General features: G+C 66.0%; 14 protein-coding genes. 1 reads left to right on the top strand and 13 read right to left on the bottom strand.

Annotated elements, in window-relative coordinates; all coding sequences use genetic code 11:
- Positions 1-93 precede the first annotated feature (93 nt).
- The 13 genes from ACYQ8E_RS16190 to gspC all read right to left on the bottom strand — a co-directional run bounded on the left by ACYQ8E_RS16190 (position 94) and on the right by gspC (position 12850).
- Positions 94-1113 (bottom strand): DUF3187 family protein, encoded by a 1020-nt coding sequence (locus tag ACYQ8E_RS16190; RefSeq protein WP_066725036.1) that lies wholly within the window; start codon positions 1111-1113, stop codon positions 94-96.
- Positions 1110-1994: a type II secretion system protein GspN gene (gspN, locus tag ACYQ8E_RS16195; protein WP_066725040.1), complete on the bottom strand. Its 885-nt coding sequence runs from the start codon at positions 1992-1994 to the stop codon at positions 1110-1112. Before gspN ends, ACYQ8E_RS16190 begins: the two co-directional genes overlap by 4 nt.
- Complete coding sequence (gene gspM / locus ACYQ8E_RS16200; protein WP_066725043.1) at positions 1991-2518, bottom strand: type II secretion system protein M; 528 nt, start codon at positions 2516-2518, stop codon at positions 1991-1993. Before gspM ends, gspN begins: the two co-directional genes overlap by 4 nt.
- Positions 2515-3894 (bottom strand): PilN domain-containing protein, encoded by a 1380-nt coding sequence (locus ACYQ8E_RS16205; protein ID WP_066725045.1) that lies wholly within the window; start codon positions 3892-3894, stop codon positions 2515-2517. The genes gspM and ACYQ8E_RS16205 overlap by 4 nt, the downstream gene beginning before the upstream one ends.
- 4 nt (positions 3895-3898) lie before the next feature.
- On the bottom strand, positions 3899-4822 hold the full coding sequence (gene gspK, locus ACYQ8E_RS16210; protein WP_082820186.1) for a type II secretion system minor pseudopilin GspK: 924 nt from the start codon (positions 4820-4822) through the stop codon (positions 3899-3901).
- Entirely contained in the window at positions 4819-5415 is a 597-nt protein-coding gene (locus ACYQ8E_RS16215; RefSeq protein ID WP_066725053.1) for a type II secretion system protein GspJ, read from the bottom strand. Before ACYQ8E_RS16215 ends, gspK begins: the two co-directional genes overlap by 4 nt.
- A gap of 2 nt (positions 5416-5417) precedes the next feature.
- Positions 5418-5822, bottom strand: a complete 405-nt coding sequence (gene gspI / locus ACYQ8E_RS16220; protein ID WP_197463730.1) for a type II secretion system minor pseudopilin GspI — start codon at positions 5820-5822, stop codon at positions 5418-5420.
- Positions 5823-5835: 13 nt separating this feature from the next.
- A complete protein-coding gene (locus ACYQ8E_RS16225; protein ID WP_197463731.1) occupies positions 5836-6405 on the bottom strand; it encodes a pilus assembly FimT family protein in 570 nt (189 codons plus the stop codon).
- Positions 6398-6838 carry a type II secretion system major pseudopilin GspG gene (gene gspG, locus ACYQ8E_RS16230; RefSeq protein WP_066725061.1) on the bottom strand — a complete coding sequence of 147 codons (441 nt, stop codon included), beginning with the start codon at positions 6836-6838 and terminating at the stop codon, positions 6398-6400. The genes ACYQ8E_RS16225 and gspG overlap by 8 nt, the downstream gene beginning before the upstream one ends.
- A gap of 80 nt (positions 6839-6918) precedes the next feature.
- Positions 6919-8136, bottom strand: coding sequence for a type II secretion system inner membrane protein GspF (gspF, locus tag ACYQ8E_RS16235; RefSeq protein WP_066725064.1), 1218 nt, complete (start codon positions 8134-8136; stop codon positions 6919-6921).
- Between the two features lie 13 nt (positions 8137-8149).
- Positions 8150-9844, bottom strand: coding sequence for a type II secretion system ATPase GspE (gspE, locus tag ACYQ8E_RS16240; protein ID WP_082820189.1), 1695 nt, complete (start codon positions 9842-9844; stop codon positions 8150-8152).
- On the bottom strand, positions 9845-11950 hold the full coding sequence (gspD, locus tag ACYQ8E_RS16245; protein ID WP_066725068.1) for a type II secretion system secretin GspD: 2106 nt from the start codon (positions 11948-11950) through the stop codon (positions 9845-9847).
- Positions 11951-11959: 9 nt separating this feature from the next.
- The gene (gene gspC / locus ACYQ8E_RS16250; protein WP_066725072.1) at positions 11960-12850 is read right to left on the bottom strand and encodes a type II secretion system protein GspC; all 891 of its coding nucleotides are present in this window, start codon (positions 12848-12850) and stop codon (positions 11960-11962) included.
- A gap of 300 nt (positions 12851-13150) precedes the next feature.
- Between gspC and polA the strand changes: the two genes are divergently transcribed.
- The gene (gene polA, locus ACYQ8E_RS16255; protein WP_066725079.1) at positions 13151-15823 is read left to right on the top strand and encodes a DNA polymerase I; all 2673 of its coding nucleotides are present in this window, start codon (positions 13151-13153) and stop codon (positions 15821-15823) included.
- Positions 15824-15935 lie beyond the last annotated feature (112 nt).

Genomic DNA, 15935 nt, shown 5'->3' on the forward strand with positions numbered 1-15935 from the left:
GCTCACTTTCAAAAGAAAATGCGGTTCCGCTGAAACTAATCACTGCCGGGGCGGCTGTCAACCGTTGCCGGAGCAAAAGCGCGGGAACGTCGGTTAAAAATCGCGGCTCAGGGCGAGGTGGAAGACGACATCGGGGGAGGCGCCGACGGCCAGATCTTCGCCGACGCCGAGATCGAGGCGCAGCTGTGCCGGCAGGAGCAGGCTGCCGCCCATGGTCAGCACCAGGGCCGAGCCGAGCTCGTCGAGGTCGCTGTCCGAGTAGAGCGGGCTGTTGCCGTCAAGCTGCAGTTTGAAGGAGATGAAGCGGGCCGGGCTCCAACCGAGGCCGAAGCGGCCAAAGGCGGCGAGAGGCTGCTGCTGGTCGCCGAGGAGGTCGCCGCGGGTCATGGCGAGCCCGCCGAGGGCGAACCAGGCCGCAAAGTTCCCTTCTTCGCTCTCCTCTTCGGCACGGCCCGCCAGCCAGAGGGCGAGGTCGGTGCTGCCGCTGCCGAGCAGCCGGTCGCTGTCGCCGGTGGGGAGTTTGAGGCGGGCGCCGAAGGCGAGGGCGGTGCGGGTCGGTTTTGTTTCGAGCGAAGCCTGCCAGCCGCAGCTGAGGGCGACATCGCCGAGCCCCTCGGCCGCGTCGGTCATCTCGAGCAGGGTGACGCCGTCGCGAACGTAGCGGTATTCGAGCCGCCCTTTCGGGGCAGTGTCGCGTCCCCCCTGGGGGAGACTGAAGGTATCGTGCCAGTCTTCGATGAAGGAGTCGAGGGAGCCGCCGCGGTGACTGACCCAGGGGATTTCGAGGCCAAGGTTCCAGCCGCCGGCAAAGCTCCGGTTCAGCGCCAGAGTCAGGCGCTGGCTCTCCCCATCGAGGAGAATCTCCTCGTGGGTGTTGCTGTTCTCGGTGTAGTTGCTGGCAAGGTCGTAGCGCAGCGCTCCCTGCCAGCTCCCGGCCGCCGGCAGCTCGGCGTCGAGCTGGGCCGGCAGGCCGAAGCCGGCCGCCAGCGGGCTCTGGTTGCTGACGGTGAAGGGCGCCAGGGGATTCGCGGCGCTGCCGGCAGTCGCCGGCAGGAGCAGCAACAGCAGGCCGAGCAGGGGGGCGAGGCGGCGGGATGAAGGTGATCGCATCATTGCAGACTCGGCTTGGCCAGGGAGCCGGTCAGGCGCAGGCGCAGGGAGCCGTCGCGCGCCGGTTTGCCAAAGACGCTCAGAAGATCCTTCAATGCCGGATCGAAGCTCGCCGTGGGCTGGAGGTTGAGGGTCAGGTTGAGCCGGCTCTGGGGCGGCGGGGTGGCAAGGAGCAGGCTGCCGCCGGCTTCGAGGGTGAGATCGCCGCCGCTGCATTTCAGCTCCTCGATGCGAAAGCTGTTCCCCTGGCCGGTGGCTTTTAAGCTGGCAGTGCCGAGGCGCAGCACGTCCTTGCCACTGCCGAGGGCCTTGGCGCCGTTCAGGCGCAGCTCGTTGATGGTCAGTTGCAGCTTGCTGGCGGTGCCGGTCGTGAGCGGCAGGGCGCCGCGGGCGACGAGGTCGCGCAGGTTGCCGGCCACGGTCAGGGGGAGCTTCTCCCCCAGCGGCAGGTCGAGGGTCAGCCCCTGGCCGCGCGCGCTGAAGGCGCCGTCGCGGTGAATCTCGCCGTTCAGCTCACCACCGAAAAGCTCCGCCTCGATAACGGCGCCGGGGTTGCCGCTGAAGAAGGAGAACCAGCGCGGGGTGACCTGCAGCCGGTCAACCGGCACCGGTGTTGGCAGCCCGCCACCGCTGAGGACCAGGTCGCGGGCGGTCAAGCCGAAGGGAAAGCGCAGGGCGATACTTTTCATTTCCAGCTGGCACGGGGTCTTGGCGGCGACCTCGGCGACCAGCCAGTCGCGCAGCAGTGTGGTCGGAAAGAAGAGGAAGCAGCCGGCCAGGAAACCGAGCAGGCCGACGCCGAGGGTGCCGAGCAGCAGGTGGGAGCGCTGGCGGCGTGGCCGGGCGGCTGCGGCGGCGCGCCGGGGGAGGCGAAAGAGTTTCATGCGCTCCTCCTGTAGGCGGCGACGGTGAAGGTCGCGTCGAGCTGGCTGCGGTCGTCAAAGCGGGTCTTGAAGCGCAGATTCTGGACCTTGAGATAGCCCGGAGCGCCATCAATGGCGTTGAGGAGCTGGACCACCTGACCGAGGCGGACCTTCTCCAGCCGCACCTCTACCGTTTCCTGGCGCAGGTCCCCCTGGGCACTCGCCGGTTGTGGCCGCATGCCGACCAGGTTCTCCTGGGTAGCGTAACGCTTTACCAGATCCTCGAGAAAGGAGGTCAGGGTGAGCTGCTCGCCCTGGGCAATACGCTGGTCGGCCTGGGCCAGAACCCGCTGCAGCAGCTGGTAGCGACGTGCCAGGTCCTGGACCTCCACCAGTTGCTGCTGGCGCGTGGTAATGCGGGCGTCAAGGCGTGCCAGCGCGCCCTGGTAGGGGCTGAGGACGCCAAAATAGAGGAGGGCAAAGAGTACGGCCACCGCGCCGACGAGAAGGGCAAGGCGATCACGCTGGCTGAGTTGGGAGATCATGGGCGCTCCTGTTCGTTGCCAAGGCTGATGGCGAGGCGGAACTCGATCTGGTTGCCGGCGAGGCTCGCTTTCGAATCGGCGACCTGGACCTTGCTGAAGAGGGGCGAGGTGCCGAGTTCCCCGGCGAGGCGGGTGACAGCGGCAAAATCGTCGCTCGTCCCTTCCAGGCGCAGGCCGTCGGCGCTGAAGTTGAAATCGCTGATATCGACGCGAATATCGGTCGGCGTCAGGCGCGATACCTCGCGCAGCACTGCCAGGGGAGACTGGCTGCCGGTGGTGCCGATCACAGCGAGGCGCTGTTCGACACCCTTGAGCTTGCTCGCCATCTGCAAGGGGACCTCGACCACCACCGGCTCCCCGGGAAAGGTCTGGTGAAAGATCTCCAGGAGTTGCCGGTTGAGCGCCGCCGCGCGACCGGCGCGGTCAGCATAGTTGAGCCAGGCGGTGGCGCCGGCGGCGCCGACGGCGACCGCCAGCAGGATGGCGGCGGCGACCAGGCGCCGCTTGAGGGCCATCCATTCGCTCTTCAGGGCAAAGGGGCCGCGCCGGAAGTTGAAGAGCCGGTCCCGCTCCCGGGCTGCCCGCCGGGCGATGGCGAGGGCGGGGAGAAACTCGGCGGCGAGGGGCTGGCCGTCGCTCCCGGTCGGGGCCGGCGCCAGGATCGCGCCGGCCTGGCGCAGCCCTGCGAGCAGTTCACTCGTCGCGCCGGGACCGATCAGCAACAGCGGCAGGTCCTCGCCGGCGGTGCTGCGCAGGGGGGCGATCGCCCGCTGCAGGGGGACCAGCTCCGGTGGCGGGCCGGGGAGGAGGCGTAGATCCCGGGGCTCCCCGGCTCGCACCAGGGTGAGGGTGGTGGCGCTCGCGCCGAGGTGGATCAGCAGGCCGTCGCGGAAGTCAGCCGCCAATCCGGCGAGGTAGGCGAAAGGAGCGAGATCGACGATGTGCAGCGGCAGGCCGTCTTCGTCGAAGGCGGCGGTCAGTTCGGCGACAGCGCTCCTGCGCACCGCCACCGCCGGCACCCGGAAGAGCTCCCCGGCCGCTTGCGGCGGGAGGGAATCGACGAGGAAGGCGTCGAGGCTCACCGGCAGCTGGCTGTCGAGTTCCAGCGGCAGGGCCGCGGCGAGCTTGCGCGGTTCGGCGAAGGGGAACTGCAGCCAGCGCACGAAGGCGCTGCCGGCTGGCAACGCTGTCGCCAGGCGGTCGCCGATGGCCGGAGGGGCGCCGAGCAGTTCGCGGATGGCCGGCAACAGCTCCGCGGCGCCGGCGTAGGAACGCCCCGCGACCGCGCTCAAGGTGGTCGTCCCCCGTTCCGCTTCGAGGATCGCGACCCGGACATGGGTCGTGTCGATGTCGATTCCGATAAAGCGCTTGGCCATGATGTCAGTACACTCGCTGGTAAAGGATCCGGTCGCCCGATTTCTGCACCACTGCGACGACGGTGCGGGCACCGTCCCCGACCTGTCCCAGTGACTCGATGCGAAAGTTGTCGCTCTTGAGATCGATGAAGGTCGCTATCGCTCCGTACAGGGTTTCCATCCCCGGCAGGTCCTGGAGCTGCTGCAGGGTTTTGAAAGGCGTCTCCGCGCGGGAGGTCACGATCTCCTCGGCGGTCTGCTCGTCCATCTGCTCGGAGAGGGCGAGAATGACCTCCTTGCTGGCGGTATTGATATTGATCCTGGCGCCGCCGTAGACCGTCACATGCGGCGCCAGGGTCGCCAGTACCTCGGCGGTGAACCCCTTGACGAGGCTGAGCTCGTCGAAGCTGGCGAGGGGGCCGTTCCCCGCCGGATAGGGGCGCGGCAGGCCGAGGTAATACGCCGATTCGGCACCGAGGGGCTGTTCCTGGTCGCTGTCGCCGAAATCGAGCCAGTCGATCAGGGCGTCGACCAGGCCTGCCGGATCCTCGAGGTCGAGATTGGTAAAGAGGCGCAGGCAGCGGTCCTTGACGAAGGCATCGACGTTGACCCCGCTCGTCACCAGGCGGTTGAGGTCAACCCGCCCGCCGAGGTCCGCGATGGAGATGGTGACGGCGCCGTCGGCCACCGGGTAGCCGACCACCCCCTGGCTCCAGACTTCGTCGGGCCCGTCGTAACTGTTCCGGTCCTCCTGCAGCAGCATGCGCCCGGCCCGCACCCCGCCGTTGGCGAGATAATAGGCGCGGCTGCTGTCACGGAAGGTCTCGGCAAGGCGCAGATCAACCAGGCTCGAAAAGGAGAACTCGCTGAGCAGCGCCGCCAGCAGGGTGACCACCACCAGAACCAGGAGCAGCACCATGCCGCGCTCGTTGCCGAGGGGCGACCTCATAGCGCTGTTACCGCAAAGCTGGAAATAAAAGGAACCGACCCGGCGGGAGACGCTTCGTTCAGGGTCAATTCCACCAGCGCTGGCAGGCCGCCGCTGGCGGCGTCCCAGTTGTCGTGCCAGGCACCCCGCGCAAAGAAGCGCAGATTAAAGCTCTCGATGCCGCCCGCCATGCGCAGGGTATCGGTGGCGCCGAACGCCTCGGTAAAGAGCTGCCGCTCGCTGCGCAGCAGCATGAAGGTGCCGACGTGGTCCGGGTCGGGCTGCATTTCGTAGCGGACCACGACGATGCCGCCCCCCCCGCTTTGCGGCGTCGCGGTGGTTGTCGACAGCTCGAGGTAGGAAAGTCCCGCCTGGTTGAGCCCCCCTTGGAAGCGGGTCTGCAGGTTGCTCGCCGACCAGTAGACGCCATGCAGTTCGCGGCCGATACGGTCGAAGATCACCCGCGCCTGGTGAAAACGTTCGGCATCCCCCTCAACCCGCTGCCGGGCGCCGTCGACGGTGGTGAAGACGCCGTAGACGGTGAGCAGCAGCAGGGAGGTGACGATCACCGCCACCAGCACCTCGATCAGGGTAAACCCGCGTTGGTCGGCCATCCTCAACTCCCCGGGCGGAAGAGGAAGGAAGCGAACTCAACCGCCTCATTCTTCTCCTCGGCGCCCCAGGCGACGACGACATTGACCTGGCGTACCGACGGCAAAGGGGTCTCCTCGTAGCTAATGCGCCAACGGTAGCCCTCGAAGGGGGGCGGGAACCCCCCGCGCAATTCCTCATCACCCGGGCGCAACGGCACCCCGGTTTCGATCTCCGCCAGGCGCTGCTGGGCGAGGAGGGTCGCCCGGGTGATGTGCTGCACCCGTTCGTTGACGGTCAGGGTCCGGGTCGATAGGCCGAGGAGCGCGACCAGGGCGGTGGCGACGATCGCCAGGGCGACCATCACTTCGAGCAAGGTGAAGCCGGAGGCCGCAACGCGGGACGCGGGACGCGGGACGGGAAAGGTCAACCCCATCGTGTCCTTAACGTCCTTTGCTTTGCTCGGAAGCGGCCAGGTTGTCGAACTCGCGGTAGCCTTCATAAACCTCGCTGCTGCCGGTCAGGGGGGCGATGCGCAGCGTCAGCTGTTTACCGCCCGACCCTTCAAGATGAACCACGGTTTCGTCGATCCAGCCGACTGGCAGGACCGCGGCGTAGATCGACCCGCTGCTGAGCTTGCCGCGACCGGCGACGACGACATCGCGGAAGCGGACGGCGTCCGGCAGGGCGTGGTCGCTGCCGGTCCCGCCGAGGGTAACCAGCTCGTTGCTGGTTTCGAGCCGCCGTCCGCCGAACTCCCCGCCATCGAGATCGAAGACGAGGCGATGGGGGCGGCCGGTCAGGGCCGCTTCATTGTAAAGATACTTGGCCGTCCCGGCCAGGCGCCGGGCACTGATCTGCAGGGCGTCGTCGCCGATACCGGCAAAGAGCGGCACGACCAGGGCAGTGAAGATCCCGAGCAGGAGCAGGACCACCGCCAGCTCGATCAGGGTGAAGCCCGCCGCGGACCAATGGGGCCGTCGGCCAACCGTGGTGGACAAGGCTCTAGTCAAGGTTCCAGTTCTGGATGTCGGCATTGACCCCCTCGCCGCCCGGTTCCCCGTCGGCACCGTAGGAGAGGAGGTCGTAATCGCCATGCACCCCCGGCGAGAGATAGAGGTAATTGTTGCCCCAGGGGTCGAGGGGGACCTTCTTCAGGTAGCCGCCGTCGGGATACTTGGAGGGAATTCGTCCCACCGTCGGCTTGCTGACCAGGGCTTGCAGCCCCTGCTCGGTAGCGGGGTAGAAGCCGTTGTCGAGCTTGAAGAGACCGATGGAGGACTCCAGTCCCTTGATGTCGGCCTGTGCTTTGGTCACCCGCGCCTCGTCGGGGCGGCTCAGCAGCCGCGGTACCACAATCGCCGCCAGGATGCCAAGGATGACGACCACGACCATGATTTCGATGAGGGTGAAACCGCGCTGATCGCGCCTGATGTCGTTATGCATGTTGTTCGCCTTTCGTCAGTTTTTCCCGAATTCAGAACGCAGAACTCAAATTCAAAATTCAAAATCTCCCCCTGCCCACCTTACCCCATCCCCTGGCTCGCCTGGAAGATCGGCAGCAGGATCGCCATGACGATGAAGCCGACGACGCTCCCCATCACCAGGATCATCAAGGGTTCGAGGAGCGAGAGGAGACCACCGATGGAAAGTTCCACCTGGTGTTCGTAGGCGTCGGCCACCCGCAGCAGCATCCCTTCCAGTTCGCCGCTGCGTTCGCCGATCGCCGCCATCTGTGCCACCATCGGCGGGAAGACGCCGCTGCGTCTGAGGGGGGCGGCGAGGGATTCCCCTTCGCGCACCGCATCGGTGGTGGCGGCGATCGCCTCGGCAAGAACCTGGTTCTGCAGCAGGTTGCGGGCGATCTCCAGCGCCTTGAGGAGCGGCACGCCGCTGGCGAGCAGGGTCGACAGGGTGCGGGTGAAGCGGGCCGTGGCCAGCAGCAGGTTGAGCCGCCCGAGCAGGGGCAGGCGCAGAGTCAGGCGGTCGAGGGCGAGGCGCCCGGTCGCGGTCCGGCGGTAGCGATCGAGGAGCAGCAGTCCGCCGCAGACCAGCAAGAGCAGCAGCCACCACCAGACGGCGAGGAAGTCGCTGAGGCTGATCAGCAACTGCGTTGGCAGCGGCAACGCCTGGTCGAGGTCGGTGAGCATTCGCGTCACCTTCGGCACCACGAAACTGAGGAGGAAAAAGAGGACGCCGACGCCGACCACCGCCATCAGCACCGGGTAGGCCATCGCCGCCCGAATCCGCGAGCGCAGCCGGACCTGTTCCTCCAGAAAATCGGCGAGCCGGGCCAGCGCCGCGTCGAGGGTGCCGCTGTTCTCCCCGACCTGGACCATGTTGACGAAGAGGAGCGGGAAGGTCTCCGGGTGGGCGGCCAGCGCCGCGTGCAGGGCCTCGCCCTGGATCACGGCGTTGCGCACCTGGCCGAGAATCCGCTGCAGCTGCGGCTGGTCGAGCTGGTCGGCGACCGTCGCCAGGGTCTCGTCGAGGGTCAGCCCGGCGCCGAGCAGGGTGGCGAGCTGGCGGGTGGCGGCGGCGAGCTCCAGCGGCGCGACCCGGCGCCGCTCGAGGAGGGTGGACCAGCGCCGGCGGACGCCAGCCTGGCGCTCCTCGCGCAGATCGGTCGGGTAGACCCCCTGCTCGTGCAGGCGGGCCATGGCGGCGCGGCGGCCGGCCGCTTCGATCACCCCGGTGACCTTCTTCCCGGCGGCGTCGAAACCGCTGTAATCGAAGAGGGGCATCGAATCTCCCTGCTCAGGTCTCGTCCTGGGTTACGCGCAGCACTTCCTCGATGGTCGTTTCGCCCGAAAGCGCCATCGCCAGTCCGGCATCGCGCAGCGTGCGCATCCCCTTCTTCACGGCGGCATTCTTGATCGTCGCGGCATCCTTCTTCTGCAGCAGAAGGTCGCGCACCTGCTCGTCGACGGGGAGGAGCTCGTAGATGCCGCTGCGGCCGCGGTAGCCGATCTCCATGCACTTGGCACAGCCGCGCCCGCGAAAGAGCTGCGCTCCGGGTGGCAGCGCCCGCTCCAGGCCCATCTCGGAAAGCAGTTGCGGGGTCGGCTGGTAGGCCTCCTTGCAGTGCGGGCAGATGGTGCGCACCAGGCGCTGGGCGATGATGCCGACGATGGAGGAGGCAGCCAGGAATGGCTCGATCCCCATCTCCACCAGGCGGGTCATGGCACCGGCGGCGTCGTTGGTGTGCAGGGTCGAGAAGACCATGTGTCCGGTCAGCGCCGACTGCACGGCGATCTCGGCGGTTTCGCCGTCGCGGATCTCGCCGACCATGATGATGTCCGGGTCCTGGCGCAGGATCGAGCGCAGGCCGGCGGCGAAGGTCAGGTTGATCTTCGGGTTGACCTGGATCTGGCCGACTCCGGCGAGCTGGTACTCGATCGGGTCCTCGACGGTAATGATATTCTTCTCGCGGCTGTTGAGCCGGGTCAGCGCCGCATAGAGGGTGGTGGTCTTGCCGGAACCGGTCGGACCGGTGACGAGGAAGATGCCGTGGCTCTTGTGGATCATGGCGCCGACCTGGCGCAGCATGTCGGGGTCCATGCCGATATCCTCAAGGGCGAGGACGTTGGACGCCTTGTCTAGGAGGCGCAGCACCACCCGCTCGCCGAAGGCGGTCGGCAGGGTCGAGACGCGGACGTCGACATCCTTGCCGGCAATGCGCACCCGGAAGCGGCCGTCCTGGGGGAGACGCTTTTCGGCAATGTTGAGGCCGGCCATGATCTTCAGGCGCGAGGTGATGCTCGCCTGGGCCTTGTGGGGGGGGCGCAGTACCTCGTAGAGGATGCCGTCGATGCGGTAGCGGACGATCATCTCCCCTTCGAAGGGTTCGAGGTGGATGTCGCTGGCGCGCTCCTTGTACCCCTGGGTGATCAGGCTGTTGACGAAGCGGATGATCGGCGCCTCGTCGGCGACGTCGATCAGATCCTGGGGTTCGAGGCTGACCGCGAGGTCGCCGCTCGCCTCGCCGCCGATCTCCTCGACCATCTCCCGGGCTTCCCCGGCCTGGCGCTCGAAACCGCGGTTGATGGTGGCGAGGATCTCTTCGCTGGGGGCGACCACCACCTCCAGCTCTTCCCCGGTCAGCGCCGCCAGGTCGTTGAGAGCGCGACTGTCGCCGGGATCGGCGATGGCGACGCGCAGGCGCCCCTCGTGGCGTTCCAGGGGGATGACGCGGTAGTCCTTGGCGAAGCCGATCGGCACCAGGTTGAGGAGTTCGGGGTCGATCTGTTCCGGCAGCGTCGCCAGGAATTCGAGCCCCTGCTGGAGTGCCAGCGCCGCCGCCAGGTCCTTGCTGTCGAGGAGTTTGCGGCCGACCAGGATCTGGCCGATGCGCCGGTGGTCTTCCCCCTGCAGGGCGAGGGCGGTCTCGATCTGGGCCGCCGGCACCTTGAAGTCGTCGCGCAGGATTTCCCCGAGGAGTCTCCAGGCCATCTAGTTCCCCATCGGTTCGGCCGGGCTGGCCGGCGCAGGGGGCGGCAGCTCGGGCGCGGCCGGAACCCTGGCCGGGGGCGGATCGATCTGCCAGCCGGGGGCGATGCTGCGGTCGCGGAAGTCGTCCATCGCCTGGCGGCTCTTGCGGGTGACGTCGGCGAGGTCGTCGGCGCCACGGATCACGTGGGGGGTGATGAAGACCAGCAGGTTGGTCTTCTTGGTGGTGGTGCTCTTGGTCTTGAAGAGCCAGCCGAGGATCGGAATGTCACCGAGCAGCGGCACCTTGGTGATGCTGTTCTGAACGTTGTTGCCGATCAGTCCGCCGAGCACGATGGTGCGGCCGTTTTCGGCGACCACGGTATTGCGGATCGAGCGCTTGGTCAGGGTCGGGCCGACCTGGTCGATGCTGCCGACGCTGGTAGCGGCGAGGTCGGTGAGCTCCTGCATGACGGTGAGGCGGACCAGATTCCCCTCGGTGATCTGCGGCGTCAGGCGCAGGGTGAGGGCGACGTCCTTGCGCTCGATGGTGACGCTCTGGGCGAGGTTGGTGGCGTCGGTGGAGCTGTTGGCGCCGGTCAGGCGCGAGGTGATGATCGGCACGTTCTGGCCGACGATGATCTCCGCCTCCTCGTTGTCCGAGGTCAGCAGGCGCGGCGCCGAGAGGATATTGATATCGGCGTCGGTCTTGGAGGCCTGGATCAGGGCCGAGAGGGCCGGCACCGTGGTGGTGGAACCGTCGGGGTTGGTGATGCTGATCGGGTCGAAGAGGCCGCCAAGGAGGATCCCCTCGACCGCCTTGCCAAGCAGGTTGGGCGTACTTGAGCTGGAGCTGCCGGCGAGGTCGCCGAGGGTGACCGAGCCGCTGTTGAGATTGCTAGTCCCGAAGACGACGCTGTCGCCGTTGATGCCGATGGCGCCCTGCAGCGAAGCACCGAGCTTGCGGGTGGCGTCCATCGACAGCTCGAGAATCAACGCCTCGACGAAGACCTGTTTGCGCTTGATATCGAGCTGGCTGATGATGCCGCGGAGGATTTCGTAATCTTCCGGGTTGGCGTTGACAATCAGGGCATTGGTCGGTTTGTCTGCCGTGATGGTGACCGGCTCGCTGGCGAGGGGGGTGCCCTGCGCAACACCGGCCTGGCCGGGTGTGGTGCGGGTCTGCTTCGCCTGGGCCTTGATGCCGGTGAGGATTTCGTTGAGGGTCTTGGCGAGGGTCTCGGCGTCGGCGTTTTCGAGGTAGTAGACGTTGATGTGGGAACGCTCGGTCTCCGGTTTCTGGTCGAGCTGGGCGAGGATATTGCGGATGGTGAGCATGTCCTCGGTGCTCGCCATGACTACCAGCTGGTTGGTCCGGCCGTAGGGGAGAATTTTACTTACCGACGCTCCGCCCGCCGTTGCCACGTTCGCCGCGGCGCGGCCACGGCGTGGGGTGGTCGCCGCCTGGGCGAGGATCTGGTTGCAGATCTGGGCTACCTCCTCGGCGCTGGCGAATTTCAGGGAGATGATTTCCAGCTTGTCCGGCGGGCTGGTGACATCGAGTTCATGAATGATCTGCACCAGGCGTTCGATGTTCGCCGCGCTGTCGGTGATGATCAGGGTATTCGACGGTGGATAGGCGACGATATTGCTGGTCTTGGGAATCAGCGGGGCGAGGACGGTGGTGGCCAGCACGTTGGCATCGACGTTCTGCAGCGGGATGAGCCGGGTGACGAACTGGTCCCCCTTGCGCTGCTTCCCTGCCTCGAAGACCGTCGGCAGGTTGTTCTCCTTGGCGTCCTTGACCATCACGATCTTGTTGACCTGGCCGGAGGGGACGACGGTGAAGCCCTTGACATTGAGAACAGTGAGGAAGAGCTGGTAGGCCTCGTCGAGGGATATCCGCTGGGGGGAGATGATCGTCACCTTGCCGCGCACGGTATCGTCGTAGATGAAATTGCGGCCGGTCAGCTCGCTGATGGTCTGGATCAGGTCGGTGAGCTCGACGTCCTTGAAGTCAAGGGAGACCCCTTCCGGCGCCGGCGTCGGCGGCTCGGCCAGCGCCTGGTAGGGGAGGAGAAGACCGAGCAGTAACAGCAGGCCGGCCCAGAGACGATGATTCGGAATCACGAGATCCTCCTAGTTGACTTCGTACTGCAGGGAGAGGGGCTGGCCGCCGCGCGTCAGGTCGACGTTGAGCCGGCGGGCCTCCCGCAGCTGCTGAAATATCTGCAACGCTTTTTCCGGACTGTTGAGCTCGACGCCGTTGACCCGGGTCACCACATCGCCGAGCTGCATGCCGAGCTGGGCGAGGATCGACCCCGGTTGGATCATCTTGACGATGAAGCCGCTGGTTTCGCCATTGACGATGTACGGTTCCATCCGCGCCTGCTTCAGCAACTCGCCGATGTTGGACCGGGCCTTCTCGACCTCGGCGCGGGCAATGGCAAAGCGGTTGCCGCCGAGGGCCTGGACCTGCGCACCGCCACTGGCTGCGGCGGGACGCGCCGCCGGGCCGGCCGTCGCATTTGCCCCTTGGCGGGGGAGGATCAGGGTCTCAAGACTACCGTCGGCGTAGCGAATGTCCACTTCGTTGCGGCGTACGGCGACCAGGGTGCCGCCACCCGGGAGCTCCTCCTCGAGACGCAGCACCCGGGGCTCCTTGGCGATCGTCAGCAGTGCCAGGGAATGTTCCTGGTTGGCGATGGTGCCAACCAGCGCCAGATCCTGACGGCTGCGCGCCGTCGCCCCGGCGGTCGGGCTCGCGCCGGACTCGGAGGTGCCGAGAAGCGTTTCCCGTCCCGCGCCGGTCGAATCGAAGATATTGCGCTGCACGATCACTTCGTAGTCGGCGAGGGTCGGTTTTTCCGGTAACGGGAGAGGGGGGCGAGGCTTGCCCCGGCTGATGTTCGTCGCTGGTGCCAGGCTCATCGATGCTACGCCCATGACCAGCCCGGCGAGCGCAAGGCCAGTCGCACCGGCCAGGAGCAGGAGCAGGCCGGGGAGGTATTTGTGGAGCGCAGCGAGCATCGGGTAACTCCGGGGGATGTCTGGGGAGGGTGAAGTGACAACGCTCACAAGGATAGGGATAATGCCCTTTGTTTGCAAGACTTTCATAATGGCTATATCCATCGTGGCTTTCCTGGCGGTTTGACGGTTCGCCAAGCTGATTGGAAAAAGACGGGGTCTTTAACCCAGTTTGCCGCCCTGTTTCCCTGCGCTTACCTCCACGGCTTTCCGGCACCCGCTTTCCGGCGCTTGGTATTTCCCCCGTCCTATGAAATAATTTCCCAGCACTCAGCACTCAGCACTCAAAGATCCGGGAGTCCCATGACCGAGCAGCCGCAGCGCCTCTTTTTGATCGACGGTTCGAGCTACATCTACCGCGCCTACTTCGCCATTCGCCATCTCTCCAACAGCAGAGGGGAAGCGACCAACGCCGTCTTCGGCTTCGTCAATATGCTCCTCAAGGTGGTGCGCGAACACGCCCCTGACCACCTGGCGGTGATTTTCGACGCCAAGGGGCCGACCTTTCGCAAGGAGCTCTACCCCGAGTACAAAGCGAACCGGGCGCAGATGCCCGAAGACCTGGTGCCGCAAATCCCGGTGATCAAGGAGTTGGTGCGGGCGTTCAACATGCCGGCGATCGAAAAGCAGGGGTTCGAAGCCGACGACATCATCGCCACCCTGGCCAAGAAGTTTGCCGCCGACGGGCTGGCGGTAACGGTGGTTACCGGGGACAAGGATTTGATGCAGGTGGTCTCGGAGCGAATCACCCTGCTCGACACCATGAAGGACCAGGTTTCGGGGCTGGCCGAGGTGGCGGAGCGCTTCGGTGGCGGCCCGGAAAAGGTGATCGAGGTGCAGGCCCTTTCCGGGGACGCCTCCGACAACATCCCCGGCGTTCCCGGCGTCGGCGAGAAGACCGCGGTCAAACTGATCCAGGAGTTCGGCACGGTGGAGAACCTGCTCGCCAATCTCGACCGGGTCAAGGGGAAGTTGCAGGAAAAGCTGCGCGAGCATGCCGACTCGGCGCGGCTGTCGAAGCAGCTGGTGACCCTGAAGGACGACGTCCCCCTCGACTGCGATTTCGCCGATTTCGCCCTGACGCCGCCCGATAATGCGGCGCTGACCGATCTCTTCAAACAACTCGAATTCCACAAACTGCTGCAGGAGTTCTCCAGCGACGAGCGCGCCAGCGGTGAAGGTTACCGCGGAGTGCTGAGTGAAGCCGACCTCAATACCCTGCTTGCCGAGCTGGAGGCGGCCGAGCGCTTCGCCTTCGACACCGAAACCACCAGTCTCGACGCAGTGCGTGCCGACCTGGTCGGGCTCTCCTTCGCCGTAACGCCCGGCGAAGCCTGGTATATCCCGGTCGGTCACTACTACCTCGGTGTCCCCGACCAGCTCGATCGTGCCGGGGTGCTGGAGCGACTGCGGCCGCTGCTGGAAGATCCCTCCAAGGCAAAGATCGCCCAGAACGCCAAATACGATCTGCTGGTGTTGCGGCGCGCCGGAATCCGGGTGCAGGGGGTGGCAGTCGACACCATGCTTGCCTCCTATCTCGGCAACCCGGCCGCCAGCTCTCATGGCATGGACGCCCTCGCCGCCGAGCTGCTTGGCTACAAGACGATCAGCTACAAGGAGATGACCGGCAGCGGCAAGAACCAGATCGGGTTCGCCGAAGTCGAGGTGGAGAAGGCGGTGGTCTACGCCGCCGAAGACGCCGACATCACCCTGCGGCTGGCAGAAAAGCTCGAGCCGCTGCTCGCCGAAAACGGCCAGGAGCGACTCTTTCACGAAGTCGAGATGCCGCTAATGACGGTGCTCACCGACATGGAGTGGACCGGGGTGGCGATCGACGCCGGCTTCCTCGGCGCCCTCTCCCGGGAATTCGCCGCCAAGCTCGCCGTGCTTGAGGAGACGATCCACCAGCTCGCCGGCACCCCCTTCAATGTCGCCTCCCCCAAGCAACTCGGCGAGATCCTCTTCGAGCGCCTCAAGCTGCCGCGCGGCAGGAAGACCAAGACCGGCTGGTCGACCGATGTCGAGGTGCTGAGCAACCTCGCCGTGGAGCACCCGATCGCGGCCCGGCTGCTCGAACATCGCTCCCTTTCCAAGCTGAAAGGGACCTACAGCGACGCCTTGCCGAAACTGGTCAATCCCGACAGCGGACGCATCCACACCTCCTTCAACCAGGCGGTGACGGCGACCGGAAGGCTTTCCTCCAGCGACCCCAATCTGCAGAACATCCCGATCCGCAGCGAGGAAGGAGGGCGCATCCGCGAAGCCTTCATCCCGGCGCCGGGAAACCTGCTCCTCTCCGCCGACTACTCCCAGGTCGAGCTGCGTCTGCTTGCCCACCTCGCCGACGAAGCGGTGCTGAAGGAAGCTTTCGCCAAGGGGGAGGATATCCACGCCCGCACCGCCAGCGAGGTCTTCGGCGTCTTCCCGGAAATGGTTACGCCCGAGATGCGCCGCCAGGCCAAGACCATCAATTTCGGGGTGATTTACGGCATGGGTGCTTTTTCCCTCGGCAAGGACCTCGGTATCCCGACCCGCGAGGCGCAGACGTTTATCGACAACTATTTCGCCCGCTATCCCGGCATCAAGGCCTTCATGGAGAGCAAGCGCCAGGAGGCGCGGGAGAAGCTCTTTGTCACCACCATCCTCGGCCGGCGCTGTGCCGTCGCCGAGATCCATAGCAAAAACGGCGCGATCCGCAGCTACGCCGAACGCAACGCCATCAACTATCCGATCCAGGGTTCCGCTGCCGACCTGATCAAGGTCGCCATGGTCCATATCCACCGGCGGCTGGCGGAGGAGGGACTGCAGGCGAAGATGGTGCTGCAGGTCCATGACGAACTGGTTTTCGATGTGCCGCAGGGGGAACTGGAGACGGTGCGGGCGCTGGTGCGGGAAGAGATGGAGGGGGCGATTCCGTTGTCGGTACCGCTGGTGGTCGATATCGGTGTCGGCAACAACTGGCGCGAAGCGCATTAAGGTATTGTTGGGTTTCGCGTTGCTCAACCCAACCTACGTGGTAACCGCTCCGGGCATACGGCGTAGGTTGGGTTGAATGTAATGAAACCCAACAGGTCCTTCAAACGACAGG

This window comes from Desulfuromonas carbonis, from assembly GCF_054658035.1.

What these genes read in the sequence shown, in the direction of transcription:
- ACYQ8E_RS16190 (WP_066725036.1), bottom strand. Translation starts at nt 1,113, where the DNA reads ATGATGCGATCACCTTCATCCCGCCGCCTCGCCCCCCTGCTCGGCCTG.
- polA (WP_066725079.1), top strand. Translation starts at nt 13,151, where the DNA reads ATGACCGAGCAGCCGCAGCGCCTCTTTTTGATCGACGGTTCGAGCTAC.
- gspK (WP_082820186.1), bottom strand. Translation starts at nt 4,822, where the DNA reads ATGAGGTCGCCCCTCGGCAACGAGCGCGGCATGGTGCTGCTCCTGGTT.
- gspE (WP_082820189.1), bottom strand. Translation starts at nt 9,844, where the DNA reads ATGGCCTGGAGACTCCTCGGGGAAATCCTGCGCGACGACTTCAAGGTG.
- gspN (WP_066725040.1), bottom strand. Translation starts at nt 1,994, where the DNA reads ATGAAACTCTTTCGCCTCCCCCGGCGCGCCGCCGCAGCCGCCCGGCCA.
- ACYQ8E_RS16205 (WP_066725045.1), bottom strand. Translation starts at nt 3,894, where the DNA reads ATGGCCAAGCGCTTTATCGGAATCGACATCGACACGACCCATGTCCGG.
- ACYQ8E_RS16215 (WP_066725053.1), bottom strand. Translation starts at nt 5,415, where the DNA reads ATGGCCGACCAACGCGGGTTTACCCTGATCGAGGTGCTGGTGGCGGTG.
- gspF (WP_066725064.1), bottom strand. Translation starts at nt 8,136, where the DNA reads ATGCCCCTCTTCGATTACAGCGGTTTCGACGCCGCCGGGAAGAAGGTC.
- gspC (WP_066725072.1), bottom strand. Translation starts at nt 12,850, where the DNA reads ATGCTCGCTGCGCTCCACAAATACCTCCCCGGCCTGCTCCTGCTCCTG.
- gspG (WP_066725061.1), bottom strand. Translation starts at nt 6,838, where the DNA reads ATGCATAACGACATCAGGCGCGATCAGCGCGGTTTCACCCTCATCGAA.
- gspM (WP_066725043.1), bottom strand. Translation starts at nt 2,518, where the DNA reads ATGATCTCCCAACTCAGCCAGCGTGATCGCCTTGCCCTTCTCGTCGGC.